The following is a 16,100-nucleotide window of genomic DNA, read 5'->3' on the forward strand; positions in this document are numbered from 1 at the left end:
ATTTTTGTGTTCGCAAAGAGGCAAGCGTTTTCGCAGAATTTTATTGCTGTTGGCAACAATGAAAGCCGTTTGAACGGGCGGACACCTGAATATCGCCCAATTCGCTTGAAAAACTGGAGATTAAGGAGTATCTGGCTCCGTAATCCCTGAACGAACGATTTAACAAAGGACAGGCCATGGCCCGCGTCACCGTCGAAGACTGTATCGACAAAGTAGACAACCGTTTCGATCTCGTGCTGCTTGCCAGTCACCGCGCCCGTCAGGTTTCCCAGGGCGCAATGATCACGGTCGATCGCGACAACGACAAGAACCCCGTTGTCGCATTGCGCGAAATCGCCGACGAGACGCTTTCTCCGGGCGATCTGAAGGAAGACCTCATCCATTCCCTGCAGAAGCATGTGGAAGTGGACGAGCCGGAGCCCGATCCGGCCTCCCTCCTCGAGACGACCGATCAGGCCGCTGCGCCGGAGACCGTCTCCGCAGAAGATGCGCCGCAGCCGGAAGTCGAGGGCGTCGCTTTCGACCGCATGTCGGAAGAAGATCTGCTTGCAGGCATCGAAGGACTTGTGCCGCCGGAAAAAAGCGACGACTATTGAACCACTTCGGTGGTGTTACAATATGAGCAAGATTCGGTGCGCCGGGGTCCTTTCCGGCGCATTTTTCTTTTTGTTGGGCAGGGTTCCCGTCATGCCTGATTGTGTGGAGTTATACCGTCAATGATGCGTCAGTACGAGCTCGTCGAGCGCGTGCACAAATACAAGCCTGACGTCAACGAAGCCCTGCTGAACAAGGCTTACGTCTATGCCATGCAAAAGCACGGCAAGCAGACGCGGGCGAGCGGCGATCCCTATATATCGCATCCTCTCGAGGTCGCCGCGATTCTGACCGATATGCATCTGGATGAATCGACTATCGCGGTCGCCCTGTTGCATGACACGATCGAGGATACGACCGCCACGCGCGACGAGATTGACGAGCTATTTGGAGAGGATATCGGCGCGCTTGTCGAGGGACTGACCAAGATCAAGAAGCTCGATCTGGTCACAAAGCGCGCCAAGCAGGCGGAAAACCTCCGCAAGCTGCTCCTCGCAGTCTCCGACGACGTGCGCGTGCTGCTCGTCAAACTGGCCGACCGGCTGCACAACATGCGTACGCTGGATCACGTCGCGCCCGACAAGCGCGCGCGCATCGCCGAGGAGACGATGGACATCTATGCCCCGCTGGCGGGACGCATGGGCATGCAGGATATGCGCGAGGAGCTGGAGCAACTCTCCTTCCAGCATCTCAACCGCGAGGCCTTCGAAACCGTGTCGGCGCGGCTCGAGGAGCTGACGAAGAAAAACAAGGGCATCATCAAGAAGATCGAGACTGAGCTGCAGGAGCTCTTTGTCGAGAAGGGTTTGAAGGCGAAGGTCAGCGGCCGGCAGAAGAAACCCTATTCGATCTTCCGCAAGATGCAGTCCAAGTCACTGTCCTTCGAGCAATTGTCGGACCTCTACGGTTTCCGCATCATCGTCGACGATCTGGACGACTGCTATCGCGCCCTTGGCATCGTTCATACGCGATGGTCCGTCGTTCCTGGCCGCTTCAAGGACTATATCTCCACGCCAAAGCAAAACGATTACCGCTCAATCCACACGACCATCATCGGGCCGTCTCGCCAACGCGTGGAACTGCAGATCCGCACCGAGCGGATGCACGAGATCGCCGAATACGGCGTCGCCGCCCACGCCCTCTACAAGGACAATGTCGGCAACGCGGCGCTTCCGGAGGATTCCAGAGCCTATTCCTGGCTGCGGCATACGATCGAACAACTGTCTACAGGCGACAATCCGGAAGAATTTCTTGAACACACCAAGCTGGAGCTGTTTCACGACCAGGTGTTCTGCTTCACGCCCAAGGGACAGTTGATCGCCCTGCCGCGCGGGGCTACTCCGATCGATTTTGCCTATGCGGTTCACACCGACATAGGAGACACCTGCGTGGGCGTGAAAATCAATGGCCGGATCATGCCGCTGGTCACCCGTCTCAGCAACGGCGACGAGGTGGAAATCATTCGCTCGGGCGTGCAGGTGCCGCCGCCGGCCTGGGAAGAGATCGTCGTGACCGGCAAGGCGCGGCACGCCATTCGCCGCGCAACCCGCGCGGCTGTGCGCAAGCAGTACTCCGGCCTCGGTTTCCGGATTATCGAAAGGGCCTTCAGCCGGGCGGGAGAGGTTTTCACGCGCGACGACCTGAAGCCGGTTCTGCACCGGATCGGCTTCAAGGACGTTGAAGATGCAATCGCCGCTGTGGGCCGGGGCGAGTTGTCGTCCAGAGACGTGTTGCTTGCGATCCATCCGGACCACAAAAGCGAACGCATGACGATCAAGCAAACTCCCTCCGACGAGGGGTGGTTCAATCTGCGCAGCGCCGCCGGCATGATCTTCCGTGTTCCAGGTCGATCGAAGGCGCGCAAGGATACAAAGGACCGGGCTGTCGACGACGCGCTCCCGATCCGGGGAGCGGGCGGAGAATTGCCGGTTTCCTTTGGGAAGGGCGGCGCTGTGCCCGGCGACCGCATTGTCGGCATCATGGAGCCCGGGCAGGGCATCACGATCTACCCGATCCAGTCTTCCAAACTCACGGAGTTCGACGACAAGCCGGAGCGCTGGATCGACGTGCGCTGGGATATCGACCAGGCCGGCGACAGAAGGTTCAACGCCCGCGTCACCGTCAACGCGTTGAACGAGCCTGGAACGCTCGCGGAAGTGGCGCAAACGATCGCCGCGAGCGACACCAACATCAACATGCTGACGATGGTCAGGGTGGCCGACGATTTCACCGAGATGAAATTCGATCTTGGCGTCTGGGACCTCAAGCACCTCAATAAACTTGTCAGCACATTGAAGGGGCTTTCCTGCGTCAGCGACGCCGTTCGCATATATGATTAGTTCCGGCCACAGATTAGCCGGAGAATCAGGATTTGTTTAACCAGACCAGTGCACAAAGGGACTGTTATCCGTAACGCAACCATGTACATTGATTCCAGATAGCCGCTTCCGTTCTCGAACATCGACACATGCTCTTTCGCCGACGCAAACCTGCTGGTTTTATTGAAAGGATACGCGTTTTCCTCTGGCCGCGGCGGTCCTTCTCACGGTCGTTCCAGTACTTCGGCAAGCGGATATTGCGGTTGACGGCGACGCCGCACGCCATCGCAGCCGGCGTAGCGGCAGGCGTTATCGCTTCCTGGACGCCCTTTCTCGGGCTTCACTTCGTGATCGCGGCGGCTCTCGCCTATGTGCTTGCGGGTAATATCATAGCATCGGCGCTTGGCACCGCCTTCGGAAATCCGCTGACCTTTCCCTTCATCTGGACCGCCAGCTACAAGCTCGGAAACCGGATCATGACTGACGATTTTCAGGAAACCCACAAGGTCATTGATCTCGGTCAGTTGTTCCGACACCTGGATTTCTCACAGATCTGGGGGCCAATCCTGAAGCCGATGGCGGTGGGCTGCCTGCCATTTGCGCTGGTATTCGGCGTCGGCGCCTATCTGATCGCCTATCTGAGCGTCGCCGCCTTCCAGAGCCAGCGCCGTCGCAGGCTTGACCAGAAGCGCACGCGTCGCGACGGCCTCTCCAACGGTCAGACTGTATGACCAGCCGGATCCAGCGTTTATGATTATCGGCATCGGCAGCGATCTCATCGACATCCGGCGCATTGAGCGCACCATTGCGCGTCATGGCAAGCGGTTCACGACGCGTTGCTTTACCGAAGTCGAGCAGGAGCGCTCTGAACGCCGCAAGCAGAAAGCAGCCTCGTATGCAAAACGATTTGCCGCGAAGGAAGCCTGTTCCAAGGCGCTTGGAAGCGGCATATCGAAAGGCGTTTTCTGGCGGGATATCGGCGTCTTTAATCTCGATGACGGGCGCCCGAGGCTTGAGTTGACCGGCGGCGCTTTGCAACAGCTTGAAAAACTGCTTCCTCAAGGCTTCTCCGCCGCCTTGCATCTGACAATAACTGATGATTTTCCGCTGGCCCAGGCCTTCGTGATTATCGAGGCCCATGCGGGTGAAAAGCCAGCATAGTGACCGGATTCCATTTACAACGCAGGGCCGGCGATCTAGTAAGCTGCAGCATCGAAAAGGATTAAAGGGTTTGGCAAACGTGTCCGACAAAGCGGAAAAGAAAGAATCGGCTCTCTGGGAAACCGTCAAGGTCATCATCCAGGCGCTGATACTGGCGCTCGTCATCCGCAGTTTTCTTTTCCAGCCTTTCTCGATTCCCTCGGGATCGATGATGCCGACGCTCTTGCAGGGCGACTACCTTTTCGTTTCGAAATATGCCTACGGCTATTCACGTTACTCGTTTCCGTTCTCGCCCGACCTGTTTTCGGGGCGTATATGGAGCGGCGAGCCGGAACGCGGCGATATCGTTGTCTTCCGCTTCCCGCCGAATCCGAAGATCGACTATATCAAACGTGTCGTGGGCCTGCCCGGCGACCGCATCCGCATGAAGGGCGGCGTGCTGTACATCAACGACACGCCGGTCAAGCGCGAGCGGGTCGGCGAGTTCAATCCGCGCGCCCACGGCGTCAACGACAATCCCGCGGCCGTGTTTCACGAGACGCTTCCAAACGGCGTCAGCTACGACACGCTCGATGAGTTCCCGAATGGAGCCGGCGACGACACGCGGGAATTCCTGGTGCCCGAAGGCCATTATTTCATGATGGGCGACAATCGCGACAATTCGGCCGACAGTCGTTTCGACGTTGGCTATGTGCCGGCCGAAAATCTTGTCGGACGCGCCGAGATGATCTTCTTCTCGATCGGCGACGGCGCCTCGCCTCTGCAGATCTGGAAATGGCCTCAGGATCTGCGGCCGACGCGCTTCTTCGAGTTCACTGAATGAGTCACAACGCAGGTCTCTCGGAAAGCGATTTCAGGCGACTTGAGGACATTGTCGGACACCCGATCTCGAACCGTGACAGGCTGGAACGGGCGCTGACCCATTCCAGCGCCCGCGCCGGGAGCTATTCAAATTACGAGCGTCTGGAATTCCTGGGCGACCGGGTGCTCGGGCTAGTGATCGCCGAGATGCTGTTCAGCCTGTTTCCAAAGGCGAAGGAAGGCGAATTGTCCGTCCGGCTGAACCGGCTTGTGAGCGCCACAACCTGTGCTGCGGTTGCCGACGAATTGCAGCTTCACCAATACATCCGCACCGGTTCCGACGTGAAGAGCGTCAAGGGAAAGCGGATGACCAATGTTCGCGCCGACGTGATGGAATCACTGATTGCAGCAATCTATCTCGATGCAGGACTGGACGCGGCGAGGCAGTTCATCGCCAAAAACTGGGAGACTCGGGCGAAAGACTCCGAACAGGCGCGGCGGGACGCGAAGACCGAATTGCAGGAATGGGCGCACGTAAGAACCGGCGATACGCCGCGCTATACGATCGTGGAGAGAACGGGACCGGATCACGACCCTCATTTTACCGTGCGCGTCGAGATTGGCGGCAGTGAGCCCGAGATCGGGCAGGGCCGCTCCCGGCGGATCGCGGAGCAGGATGCGGCGACCCGTCTCCTGGAGCGGGAAGGCGTGTGGCAACGGACCAACGATGACAACTGAGACAGAAGAACCGCAGCAGGATAAACCAACCCGGTCGGGTTTCGTCGCGATGATCGGCGCGCCGAACGCCGGCAAGTCGACATTCGTCAATCATCTGGTCGGTGCGAAGGTGTCTATCGTCAGCCACAAGGTGCAGACGACGCGTTCAGTCGTGCGCGGCATTGTCATGCATGACGGCGCACAGATCGTGCTTGTCGACACGCCGGGCATCTTCAAGCCCAAAAGACGACTTGACCGGGCCATGGTCTCGTCCGCCTGGGGCGGCGCGCATGACGCCGACATCATCCTGTTCATCATCGATTCCGAACGCGGTCTCGTCGACGAGGCGCTGAACATTCTGGAAGGGCTGAAGGAGGTCGACCGACCGAAGATCCTTCTCCTCAACAAGATCGACCAGGTGAAGCGGGAAAAACTGCTTGATCTGGCCGCGAAAGCCAACGAAACGGTCGATTTCGAGCGAACCTTCATGATTTCCGCCTTGAAAGGATCCGGTTGTAGCGATGTGCTTGATTTCCTGGCGCAGCGGCTTCCCGAGGGGCCGTGGTATTATCCGGAAGACCAGATCTCGGATTTGCCGATGCGACAGCTCGCCGCCGAGATTACCCGCGAAAAGCTCTATCTGCGCCTGCACCAGGAACTGCCTTACGCCTCCCACGTCGAAACCGAGAAATGGGAAGAGCGCAAGGACGGCAGCGTCCGCATCGAACAGGTGATCTACGTGCAGCGCGACAGCCAGAAGAAGATCGTGCTCGGTCGCAAGGGCGAGGCCATCAAGGCGATCGGCCAGATGGCGCGCAAGGAAATCGCCGAGATACTCGACCAGAATGTCCACCTTTTCCTGTTCGTGAAAGTCCGCGGCAATTGGGGCGATGATCCCGAGCGATACCGCGAAATCGGGCTTGAATATCCCGACTGACCGCGCGGGAAGGTTCCGTCATGCAGTGGCAGGATGAAGGCATAATTCTCGGGGTTCGCCAGCATGGCGAAACAAGCGTGATTGCGGAAGCGATGACGCGCGAGCACGGCCGGCACCTGGGGTTGGTGCGAGGCGGCCGCTCGCGCCGCATGCAGCCTTTGCTGCAGCCGGGCAACAGCGTAGCGCTCAACTGGCGCGCGCGTCTCGATCAGCATCTTGGCAACTACCAGGTCGAGGCGCTTGAACTGCGCGCCGCGCGTCTGATGGAAACCGCGACGGCGGTCTATGGCGTACAGGCGATCGGAGCGCTTCTGCGGCTGCTGCCCGAACGCGATCCGCATCCGCATCTCTTTGAGGCGTTCGGCATTATTCTCGGCCATCTTCACGAGCCAGCTGACGCTGGCGAACTCTTCATCCGTTTCGAACTCGCCGTTCTGGACGATCTTGGTTTCGGACTGGACCTGAAACGGTGCGCGGCGACCGGCGCGACCGAAGACCTTGCATTCGTCTCCCCGAAATCGGGCAGGGCGGTCAGTCGCAGCGCCGGCCAAGCCTGGGCGGGGAAGATGCTCGTTCTTCCGGAATTCCTTGGCAAGACTTCGACGCGGGCGGCCGACAGGGAGGGGCTCGCCTCCGCCTTTCGATTGACCGGCTATTTTCTCGAGCGGCACGTCTATGAGCCGCGCGGCCTGCAGGCCCCGGAGGCGCGGGCAGGGTTCATTCAGGCTGCGTTGAAGGCGCTTGGGTCTGCGCAATAGGCCCTGCGCGGCGATGCAATCATTACGATTGTTTAATTAGGAATTCTCGTTTTTCCATTTATATCCGTTTCATCAACGCAAACGGAGAATATTGATGTCCCATATAACCGAACTCTGCAGGAAGGCGGCGCAGGAGAGAGCGCACAGGTTGGGCACGAAGGGTCGATTGACCCGCCAGGAGCGCAAGGAACTTGTCACAGCCCACCGGCTGGCCAATGTGACCTTCATTCATTGAAACTGGTTTTGTCCGATGTCCGATTTTGCCTTTGTTTTCATACTTCAGGCGGAACAACCGGAATCGGACTATGAGGTAGGGTGGTTCTTGGACCGCTCTATGCCGCGGGGGCGACCACTGGCCGGTCTACGGCTTTTTCCTGGATCGGCCAGTGCACTATCGCGGCGAATAGGCCAAGCGCCACGCCAAGCCACCAGACCGGATCATAACTGCCGAGGCGATCATAAAGATAGCCGCCCAGCCAGACCCCAAGAAAGGAACCGATCTGGTGCGACAGGAATACAACCCCTCCGAGCATTCCGAGGTGCCGTGTACCGAACATGATCGCTACCAGGCCGTTGGTTGGCGGCACTGTGGAAAGCCACAGCAGTCCCATGACAATGGAAAAGACGATCACGCTCGCGCCGGTCTGCGGCGTGAGCAGAAAGATCGTAATTGCGATTGAACGACCGACATAGAGCAGGACCAGCATCATCGGCTTGGAATGCGTCTGCCCTATGATGCCGGACGCCAGCGAACCGATAATGTTGAAGAAACCGATCAGGGCGATCGCCATGACCGCATAGCCGGCGTCCAGGCCGATATCGCCGATATAGGCGGGGAAATGCGCGGTGATGAACGCGACCTGAAATCCACAGACAAAAAATCCCGCTGTCAGCAGCACATAGCTGTGATGATTGAAAGCTTCGCGCAGGGCCTCGCGCACCGTCTGCTCGTATTCGCTGGCAGACTGCGTTCCCGACGCGGCGTTGCCGCGCAGCGGTATCGCCAGAACCGGAATGATCAGCATTGCGATGCCGAGATAGACAAGAGAATCCGACCAGCCGAAGGAGTCGATCAGGCCCTGGCTTATGGGCGCAAAAACAAACATGCCGGCTGAGCCGGCGGCCGTGCCGAAGCCGAAGACCAGCGAACGCTTTTCAGGGGCTACGTTGCGCGCGAACGCCGACAGGATAATGCCGAAAGAGCCGGCCGCGACCGCCAGACCGACCAGGACGCCGCCGCCGATATGAAGCCAGGTCGGCGTCGTGCCAAGGGCCATGATCCACAGTCCGGCGGCGTAGAGCGCCGCCGACAGGAAGAGAACGCGCCACGTGCCGTATTTGTCGGCGATCGCGCCGAATAACGGCTGACCAAGGCCCCAGCAAAGGTTCTGCAGCGCCATCGCCAGACCAAAGGTCGTGCGGTCCCAGCCTGTGTCGGCAAGCATGGGAAGTTGGAAGAATCCCATCGCAGACCGCGGACCGAACGTCATGAGCGCAATGAGACAGCCGCAAACGATAATGATCCAGGGCAGTGCAGCCTTTGCCGGCGCGCTAGCGGTCGGTTCCTTTGCCGTTGTGCTCATCGCAAGATCCTTCCGCCGTGGTGACTGGATTTCTGAATGTTTGCAGGATTGTCCGTCATTTGAAATAGCCCCGTTCAATCCTGCAAGTCAAAGCAGCATTTCTGCACGATCAATCAGAGAAATTGATGTTTTGTGGAGATTCTCCACGTTGGTCGTGATGGATTATCACTTGATCGGCAGGACGAATGGCGCGCCTTCCCGCGCATTCCGACCGCGTCCGATCCGCTTTATTGCAGCGTTCATGCGGCCCTCTCTTCCAAGAATTTCATCCGCCAGAGCTACGAGGCGGGCGTTTGGCGTCGCCGACGGCGATCGCCTGCGCAGTGCAAGCGCCAGTTCCATTTCGTCGAGATCCGGATTGAGCGAAAGGGCGCAGACATAGGCGGCGGCGGTCGATCGGGAAATTCCCATCCAGCAGTGGATCAGGAGCGGTTTTTGCCGGGTCCATGATCTTGCAAAATCGATCATTCCGGAGACGTGATCGGCGGCCGGTCTTTCCATGCCGCTGATTTCAGCGCTGATATCATGCAAAGAGAGCCGCAAATGGCGATCAGGCGGAACGCCTGCCGGGCGCTCGGCCTGCATGTCCGGCGACAGCAATGTGATGACATCGCGCACATCGTGCTCGCTTGCGGTCTTTTCGAGCCGGGAGAGCGGACAAACAACCAGATGCGGCATGGCGCCTATTCCGTGCTCTTCGGGCGTCCGGTTTCGATCTCCTCGAAGCGTCTAGAAAAGAGACGTTGGACCCTGGTCGCCGACATGGGCTCGATCGGAAGCGCATCGGGCGAAATGCCGCGCGGCCGTCCGAACAGTCGGGCGGCTTCGCTTTCGCTGAAGCCGGCGAGTTGTATCGCTTCGAAGAATGCCGAAATGCGATCGGCCCGCTTTATTGCGTCCTTCAGCGTTTTGGTCATCTGAGCCGGCAGCCCGAAACGCAGATGGATCGCCTCCTGCAGTCTGCGTTCAACGCTCTTGTAGTCGCCGCCGACGATCGCCTTGAAAGGCGAGATCATGTCGCCGATGACATATTCCGGCGCGTCGTGAAGGAGCGCAGCCATTCTATCGGCGGCAGAGGCTTTCGGTTTCAGATGGCTGAAGATCTGTTCCACGAGGACGGAGTGCTGGGCGACCGAGAATGCGTGGCGGCCGATCGTCTGCCCGTTCCAGCGCGCAACCCGAGCGAGGCCATGCGCGATGTCGGACAGTTCGATATCCAGCGGCGACGGGTTTATAAGATCGAGACGACGTCCGGAAAGCATGCGCTGCCATGCGCGCGGCGCGGCGTTGCTGGAACTCATTGCGTCGCCGAACCTGATTCCTGTTCGCCCTGCGCGAGCATAAGGCCTGTCCATCCCGGAAAGACAAGTCTGACGGGGACGTCGCCCGCCAGCAACGCCGCATCCTCGCCGAGCGCGCTCGCGACACGGTCGGTGCGGACAATCGCCAGGGCCCTTGCGCCGGCAACGGAGCCGAGCGTTCCGACCGGCTTGTCGCCGATTGTGATGGCGGAGCCTGTTTCAGGAAGATCCGCGTCGGCCAAGACCCGCATGACGCGACGGCGCGCAGTGCCGCGATGCTGCATGCGGGAGACCACTTCCTGGCCGACGAAACAGCCTTTTTTGAACGACACGCCTCTGTTCAGGTCCATCAGCGCGTCATGCGGAAACGCGTCGCCGGTCTCGTAATCCCGACCGGCCTCGGCCACGCCATAGTCGATTCGCAAGTTGTCGTAATCGAGCAGAGAGGCAGTTTCGCCGCCTGCCTCGCCATAAAGCCGGTAGACGCCGGAATCCTGCGCAAAGCGTTCGTCGGCGAGGCTGTTTTGAGGCGTTTCTTCGTTCCAGACGGCCGTCACGGACTCGGAATCCTTATGCTCGATGAAGACCTTTGCGCGAAGTTTGTACATGGTCATGCGCTTTACAAAATCACCCAGCGCCACGCGGTCGATATCGAAACGAAATCCGTCTTCGCCATAACGCGATACTAGGAAATCGAACATGATTTTACCTTGCGGCGTAAGCAGGGCGCCCTGCCGTGCCACGCCGGGCTCAAGTGACAGAAGGTCACATGTGATCACGTCCTGAAGCAGCGTTTCCGCATCAGGTCCGTGAATATGAACGATGCCGCGATTTTCCAGCGTTATTCGACTCAAATCCGCTCTTCCTTGCCGTATGCGGCATTACCTAATGACCCGAGGGGCTTCGGGCAAGACCGTATGGCGCGATGGTCATTCTCCTGCGAGAAAGAACAACCATTCTCCCTCCGGAGAAATGCCCGTGCGATAGAAGGAGTAGGACCCGAAGGCCTGCATATCCTGCAGGTCGCCAGCGGTGATGATCCGGAACAGTTCAACCATCTGCCGATCGTCGAGCGCGTCGAGCGGCAGGGTGTAGAAGTACGGCCATATATAGGTTTCGGTCGTTTCTCCTGCGTCGAGGCGGGCGTAGCCGGCGTCGAAAATATCGAGAAGAATGGCGAGGAGTTCCAGACCGTTCTGATCTCCGGACACGTCTTTGAGATACTGGATCGGATCGCTGTCAACCGGACCGAAAGAGAGTTGCGTGGCTGTCGGCCCAATTCCCAGAAGCGGTCGCAGGCTTTCCGGATCGCCGCTTTTCGCGGCCTCGACAATCAATTCGCGCATACGTCTGACCGGCTCCGGCAGGAGCGACAGATCCTTGCCGACTTCGACGTCCGGAAGATCGCGGCGTTCGACGCTCTCTTCCTGAGGAGGTGCGCCGAGTTTGGGAGGCAGCGGCAGGCCTTGTTCGAAGCCGGTTTCGTCCTCGGTTTCAATTTCCTTGATTTCGCTGAGCGCGAGTTCAATTCGGTCCGGTCGTTGCACGGCATCGCCCTTTGACACGGGCTCAGCCGGCCAGGCGGCGCCTGCGGTGAGGAAATACGCCATGAAGCCGAGGTTCGCGGCAAACGCCGATTGTCCCGTGGCGGCAAAAGGCATGGCTCCTCCGGCGACTACTGAATCTGGCGGTCCGGTGAAAATTCTCCGGCGAGTATTCTGCTTTTCAAATCGTCAAGCACGGCTTCCGCGCCGTCTTCGCCGAACAGTTTGACGGCTTCACGCATGACCGTCACCAAGGCCGCGTCGGCGATGATTTCAGGCTCGATTCCGTCGGCGACGCCGTCCGCCCAGGCCTCGACCTGGTGTTCAAGCGCCGTCTGCATCTTTTCGTGAATGATCATCTCGTCAATTTCAGACAAGTCTGCTTCTCTCATGTCACCACCTGGAGACCAAGGCTCCAATTTCTTCCCGACTCAAGAATACCACAGACTGTGATCTTCCAATGGCAGTCCGGATTGTCAGGTTAATGATTGTTTAATTTCCGTAGCGCGCAATGATGGCCGACGCAAGGTCGAGACCTTCTTTCCTGTACTGGGCTTCCGCCTCAAGCGCTACTTCGTTGCACTTCGTGTGCACGGCTGCGAAAGACCTGTAGCCGCGATTGAAGGCGGCCGTCAACCGGGCGCGGGAAGGGGCGTCCTCTCCTTCAAGCTCAATCAGCGCCTGCATCTTGTCGCGCCAGCCCTCATCGCGCTTGGCGCACAGGGTCCGGATGTAGTGGATCGACCCGACAATCTCCGACAGCCGCAAAAGCCTGTCTTCATAAGGCGGAAGCACAACTTGCGCCGATACAGGCGCGAGGAGCCCCGCATTCAACGCTCCCGCGAGAAAGATGGAGGCGATGCGCCTAGCGGTCACGCCCATATCTGGCCTCTTCCAGCTCATCGATACATTCTGCCACACTGGGAGTTACCGAAATATGTTGCAAATCCGAAGCGGCGAACCAGTCCGCTTCCTCCGCGTCGTCGGCGGCGATCGCTTGGTCGCTGTCTACCTGCTCGACCATGTGAACCGCCAGGACATAATGGCTTCGCAAGGAACCGTCGTCGTTGCGGGCGATCAGGTCATACAGCCTGAAGAAACGCACGCCGAAACCAACCAGACCGGTCTCCTCGCGCAATTCACGCAAAACCGCCTGCGTCAATGTTTCCCCCGGCTCCACCTTTCCGCCGGGAAAGGCGTACTGTCCCTTCGCTTCGCCCCTGGCGCGCTTGACCAGGAGGTAGCGGCTGTCGCGCCGGACAATACAGGACACGGCGGCAACGGGTGAAAGAGGTTGAGGGGGCGATTTCATCCTGTTGCCATAGAATATTGTGCCGCGAGTGTGAACCGCTATAAGGTCGTCGCTTGTCCAATGTCGCGGAGGATTTATGTGCGGCCGATTTTCGCTGTTGGCGAACGCCCACGCCATCGAGCTGTTTTTCGAACTCGCCGAGCTCGAGATTCAGGTTGTCCAGCGCTATAACATCGCTCCCTCCCAGCCGATCCTCACGGTCATGGCCGGTCCGGGCGCCGATCCGGACGAGCGCAAAAACATGCCAGACCGAAAAGCGACGCTGGTCAGATGGGGCCTGCTGCCGTCATGGGTCAAGGATCCGCGCGATTTTCCAATGCTGATCAACGCGCGCTCGGAAACGGCCAATGAAAAGTCCTCCTTCCGCGCTTCCATGCGCCATCGGCGCGCGCTTGTTCCGGCTTCAGGATTCTATGAGTGGCAGCGGGAAGGGCGGAGCAAACCGCAGGCCTACTGGGTGCGGCCGCGCAATGGCGAACTCGTCGCCTTCGCCGGGTTGACCGACACGCTTCTGGCCGCGGACGGTTCCGAAATCGATACCGGCGCGATCCTGACCACTGGCGCCAACGAGGAGTTTGCGCCAATCCATAATCGCATGCCGGTGGTTATTCGCCAGCGAGATTTCGCGCGCTGGCTGGACTGCAGGACGCAGGAGCCGCGCGATGTCGACGATCTGCTGCAGCCGGTTGAACCCGGCTTCTTCGAAGCCGTGCCGGTGTCCAGTCTCGTCAACAAGGTCGCCAATACCGGGCCCGAAATTCAGGAGCGCGTCGAACCTGAGCCAGAGACGGAGAAATCCGAACAGAGCGATGGTGGCCAGATGTCACTGTTCGGGCAGGGTTAGGCCGAAGGAATGGCGGTGGACCAGGGATTGTTCGGCCCGGCAGCGTCGGGTTTCTTCCTCGGAGGATCGCTGATCGTCGCGATAGGCGCGCAGAACGCATTTATCCTGCGGCAAGGCCTGATCCGGTCGCATGTTTTCGTCGTCTGCATGATTGGCGCGCTTTCGGACGCCCTGCTGATCGCCGCCGGCGTCACCGGTCTCGGGACGTTTATTGCCCGCTCGCCCTGGCTGATCTCCGCGGTGACGCTCGGCGGGGCCGCCTTTCTGTTTGCCTATGCGCTCCTCGCTTTCCGGCGGGCGCTCCATCCGCATGCGCTGCTGGCGGACAATTCCCGTGAACAGACCTTGAGGACCGCAGTCGCCACCTGTCTCGCCCTGACCTTTCTCAATCCGCATGTCTATCTAGACACTGTGCTGCTGATCGGCGGCCTTTCGGGACAATACGCGGGGGCAGCGCGCGTCGCCTACGGCGCAGGCGCTGTTCTGGCTTCCTTTGTCTGGTTCTTTGGGCTGGGTTACGGCGCGCGTCTGCTTGCGCCGCTTTTTGCCAGGCCGTCGGCCTGGCGCGCACTGGACATCCTGATCGGGCTCGTCATGGCGGCGCTGGCGCTGGGGCTGCTGCAACGCTTCTTCGCTGAATGAGAATTCCTCTAATGAGCGCTTGACCTTCGCCTGTCGAGCGGCGATAAGGCGCTCATGAAAACGATATATGGCGTTATCGCCATCTGCATTTGCTGGATCATTATTCGCTAGCCATTCGCTGGCCCGGCCGTTTTCGTCTCAACACAATCACGACAAACGCCCGGCCAGTGGCACCGGGAGTTTTGTTATGGGCGTACGACCTCTGACATTCTACAACACACTGACTCGGCGGAAGGAAGAATTCCATCCGATCGATCCCGACAGGGTGCGCATGTATGTCTGCGGTCCTACGGTTTACGACTACGCCCATATCGGCAATGCCCGACCGGTCATCGTCTTTGATGTGCTGTATCGACTTTTACGGCACGTTTACGGACCGGATCACGTGACCTATGTGCGCAACATCACGGATGTGGACGACAAGATAAACGCCCGCGCAGCCCGCGATTATCCTGGGGAACCTCTGAACGAGGCCATCGCCCGGGTGACGAAGAAGACCGCAGACCAGTTTCATGAAGACGTTCGCGCGCTTGGCTGCCTTGAGCCCAGCGTCGAGCCGCGCGCGACGGACAACATTCCCCAGATGATCGAAATGATCGAGGAGTTGTTGAGGAGGGGCCATGCCTACGAGGCCGGAGGCGAGGTGCTGTTCGACGTAACCTCGATGCCAGCCTATGGAGGGTTGTCCAATCGCTCGCTTGAAGATCAGCAGGCCGGAGCGCGCGTCGAAGTCGAGGCGCACAAGCGTAATCCCGGAGACTTCGTGTTGTGGAAGCTGTCATCCGAAGGCGAACCTGGATGGCCTTCGCCATGGGGCACCGGACGGCCCGGTTGGCATATCGAATGCTCCGCGATGAGCGCGCGCTATCTCGGCCAGACCTTCGATATTCATGGCGGCGGCCTCGATCTGATCTTTCCGCATCACGAGAACGAAATCGCCCAGTCCTGCTGCGCGCACGGAACCGAGCGCATGGCCAATATCTGGATGCACAACGGCTTTTTGCAGGTCGAGGGCAGAAAGATGTCAAAGAGCCTCGGCAACTTCGTAACAATTCGCGAGTTGCTGGAGACAGAAACCTTTGGCGGGCGTTCTTGGCCTGGCGAGGTTCTGCGTCTCGGAATGCTGATGACTCACTATCGCGAGCCCATCGATTTCAGCGTGCGCAAGCTCGAGGAGGCGGAGCGTATCCTGGACAAATTTGCAAGGCGGGCAGGGGACGCGCCGGCGGACGGACCGGTGGATGACGCTGTCATGGCGGCGATCGCGGACGACCTGAACGTTTCCGAGGCTCTGCCAAGGCTAAACGAACTGGACGGCGCGGCGTTGGCCTCGTCGCTGTCGTTCCTCGGCTTCGAAACGTACCGGGAAACGGCCTCCGTCGATATGGACGAAGGAGAAATTGCCCGCTGGATCGAGCAGAGGCTTGATCTGATCCGACAGAAGAACTGGCCGGAAGCGGATGCAATCAGGGAGAGGCTGTCGGAAGCAGGAATCCAGCTGAAGGACGGGAAGGACCCGGCGACCGGCGAGAGGACAACCGAATGGGAGGTGAGGCGGTAGGACGGAGACAGATTTCCGACCTATCCG

20 protein-coding genes are annotated in these 16,100 nt (G+C 59.3%); 12 read left to right on the forward strand and 8 right to left on the reverse strand.

The genetic code is table 11. The annotated features are described in order from the left end of the window. The first annotated feature begins 176 nt into the window (after positions 1-176). The 9 genes from rpoZ (at position 177) to K1W69_RS20455 (ending at position 7,521) form a co-directional block, all read left to right on the forward strand. Entirely contained in the window at positions 177-596 is a 420-nt protein-coding gene (rpoZ, locus tag K1W69_RS20415) for a DNA-directed RNA polymerase subunit omega (protein ID WP_220230290.1), read from the forward strand. Between the two features lie 120 nt (positions 597-716). Next, positions 717-2,933 (forward strand): RelA/SpoT family protein, encoded by a 2,217-nt coding sequence (locus K1W69_RS20420; RefSeq protein WP_220230291.1) that lies wholly within the window; start codon positions 717-719, stop codon positions 2,931-2,933. 128 nt (positions 2,934-3,061) lie between these two features. Further along, positions 3,062-3,643 (forward strand): DUF2062 domain-containing protein, encoded by a 582-nt coding sequence (locus K1W69_RS20425; RefSeq protein ID WP_220230292.1) that lies wholly within the window; start codon positions 3,062-3,064, stop codon positions 3,641-3,643. A 19-nt stretch (positions 3,644-3,662) separates the two neighbouring features. Continuing rightward, positions 3,663-4,073 carry a holo-ACP synthase gene (gene acpS, locus K1W69_RS20430; protein ID WP_220230293.1) on the forward strand — a complete coding sequence of 137 codons (411 nt, stop codon included), beginning with the start codon at positions 3,663-3,665 and terminating at the stop codon, positions 4,071-4,073. A gap of 79 nt (positions 4,074-4,152) precedes the next feature. Continuing rightward, entirely contained in the window at positions 4,153-4,896 is a 744-nt protein-coding gene (gene lepB, locus K1W69_RS20435; protein ID WP_370688281.1) for a signal peptidase I, read from the forward strand. Further along, entirely contained in the window at positions 4,893-5,612 is a 720-nt protein-coding gene (rnc, locus tag K1W69_RS20440) for a ribonuclease III (protein WP_220230295.1), read from the forward strand. Before lepB ends, rnc begins: the two co-directional genes overlap by 4 nt. Then, positions 5,602-6,528 (forward strand): GTPase Era, encoded by a 927-nt coding sequence (gene era / locus K1W69_RS20445; protein WP_220230296.1) that lies wholly within the window; start codon positions 5,602-5,604, stop codon positions 6,526-6,528. Before rnc ends, era begins: the two co-directional genes overlap by 11 nt. Before the next feature lie 20 nt (positions 6,529-6,548). Further along, a complete protein-coding gene (recO, locus tag K1W69_RS20450) occupies positions 6,549-7,286 on the forward strand; it encodes a DNA repair protein RecO (RefSeq protein ID WP_220230297.1) in 738 nt (245 codons plus the stop codon). Between the two features lie 94 nt (positions 7,287-7,380). Further along, complete coding sequence (locus K1W69_RS20455; RefSeq protein ID WP_220230298.1) at positions 7,381-7,521, forward strand: hypothetical protein; 141 nt, start codon at positions 7,381-7,383, stop codon at positions 7,519-7,521. 97 nt (positions 7,522-7,618) lie between these two features. Here the strand turns inward: K1W69_RS20455 and K1W69_RS20460 are convergent, their stop codons facing one another. The 8 genes from K1W69_RS20460 to K1W69_RS20495 form a co-directional block, all read right to left on the reverse strand. Further along, entirely contained in the window at positions 7,619-8,869 is a 1,251-nt protein-coding gene (locus K1W69_RS20460; RefSeq protein WP_220230299.1) for an MFS transporter, read from the reverse strand. A 165-nt stretch (positions 8,870-9,034) separates the two neighbouring features. Continuing rightward, positions 9,035-9,547: a tyrosine phosphatase family protein gene (locus tag K1W69_RS20465; RefSeq protein WP_220230300.1), complete on the reverse strand. Its 513-nt coding sequence runs from the start codon at positions 9,545-9,547 to the stop codon at positions 9,035-9,037. Between the two features lie 5 nt (positions 9,548-9,552). Then, a complete protein-coding gene (locus K1W69_RS20470; protein ID WP_220230301.1) occupies positions 9,553-10,170 on the reverse strand; it encodes a YfbR-like 5'-deoxynucleotidase in 618 nt (205 codons plus the stop codon). Then, a complete protein-coding gene (ygfZ, locus tag K1W69_RS20475) occupies positions 10,167-11,024 on the reverse strand; it encodes a CAF17-like 4Fe-4S cluster assembly/insertion protein YgfZ (protein WP_220230302.1) in 858 nt (285 codons plus the stop codon). Before ygfZ ends, K1W69_RS20470 begins: the two co-directional genes overlap by 4 nt. Positions 11,025-11,099: 75 nt before the next feature. Next, positions 11,100-11,831 carry a hypothetical protein gene (locus K1W69_RS20480; protein WP_220230303.1) on the reverse strand — a complete coding sequence of 244 codons (732 nt, stop codon included), beginning with the start codon at positions 11,829-11,831 and terminating at the stop codon, positions 11,100-11,102. 14 nt (positions 11,832-11,845) lie between these two features. Then, the gene (locus K1W69_RS20485) at positions 11,846-12,106 is read right to left on the reverse strand and encodes a hypothetical protein (RefSeq protein WP_220230304.1); all 261 of its coding nucleotides are present in this window, start codon (positions 12,104-12,106) and stop codon (positions 11,846-11,848) included. A gap of 100 nt (positions 12,107-12,206) precedes the next feature. Further along, positions 12,207-12,596 carry a TIGR02301 family protein gene (locus K1W69_RS20490; protein ID WP_220230305.1) on the reverse strand — a complete coding sequence of 130 codons (390 nt, stop codon included), beginning with the start codon at positions 12,594-12,596 and terminating at the stop codon, positions 12,207-12,209. After that, the gene (locus K1W69_RS20495) at positions 12,580-12,987 is read right to left on the reverse strand and encodes an NUDIX hydrolase (RefSeq protein WP_220230306.1); all 408 of its coding nucleotides are present in this window, start codon (positions 12,985-12,987) and stop codon (positions 12,580-12,582) included. Before K1W69_RS20495 ends, K1W69_RS20490 begins: the two co-directional genes overlap by 17 nt. Positions 12,988-13,102: 115 nt before the next feature. Between K1W69_RS20495 and K1W69_RS20500 the strand changes: the two genes are divergently transcribed. The 3 genes from K1W69_RS20500 to cysS all read left to right on the forward strand — a co-directional run bounded on the left by K1W69_RS20500 (position 13,103) and on the right by cysS (position 16,073). Then, positions 13,103-13,870, forward strand: coding sequence for an SOS response-associated peptidase (locus K1W69_RS20500; RefSeq protein WP_220230307.1), 768 nt, complete (start codon positions 13,103-13,105; stop codon positions 13,868-13,870). Between the two features lie 27 nt (positions 13,871-13,897). Beyond that, on the forward strand, positions 13,898-14,512 hold the full coding sequence (locus K1W69_RS20505) for a LysE/ArgO family amino acid transporter (RefSeq protein WP_220230592.1): 615 nt from the start codon (positions 13,898-13,900) through the stop codon (positions 14,510-14,512). A 187-nt stretch (positions 14,513-14,699) separates the two neighbouring features. After that, entirely contained in the window at positions 14,700-16,073 is a 1,374-nt protein-coding gene (cysS, locus tag K1W69_RS20510) for a cysteine--tRNA ligase (protein ID WP_220230308.1), read from the forward strand. Positions 16,074-16,100 lie beyond the last annotated feature (27 nt).

The sequence above is a fragment of the Flavimaribacter sediminis genome (assembly GCF_019492055.1).
Lineage (GTDB): Bacteria > Pseudomonadota > Alphaproteobacteria > Rhizobiales > Rhizobiaceae > Flavimaribacter > Flavimaribacter sediminis.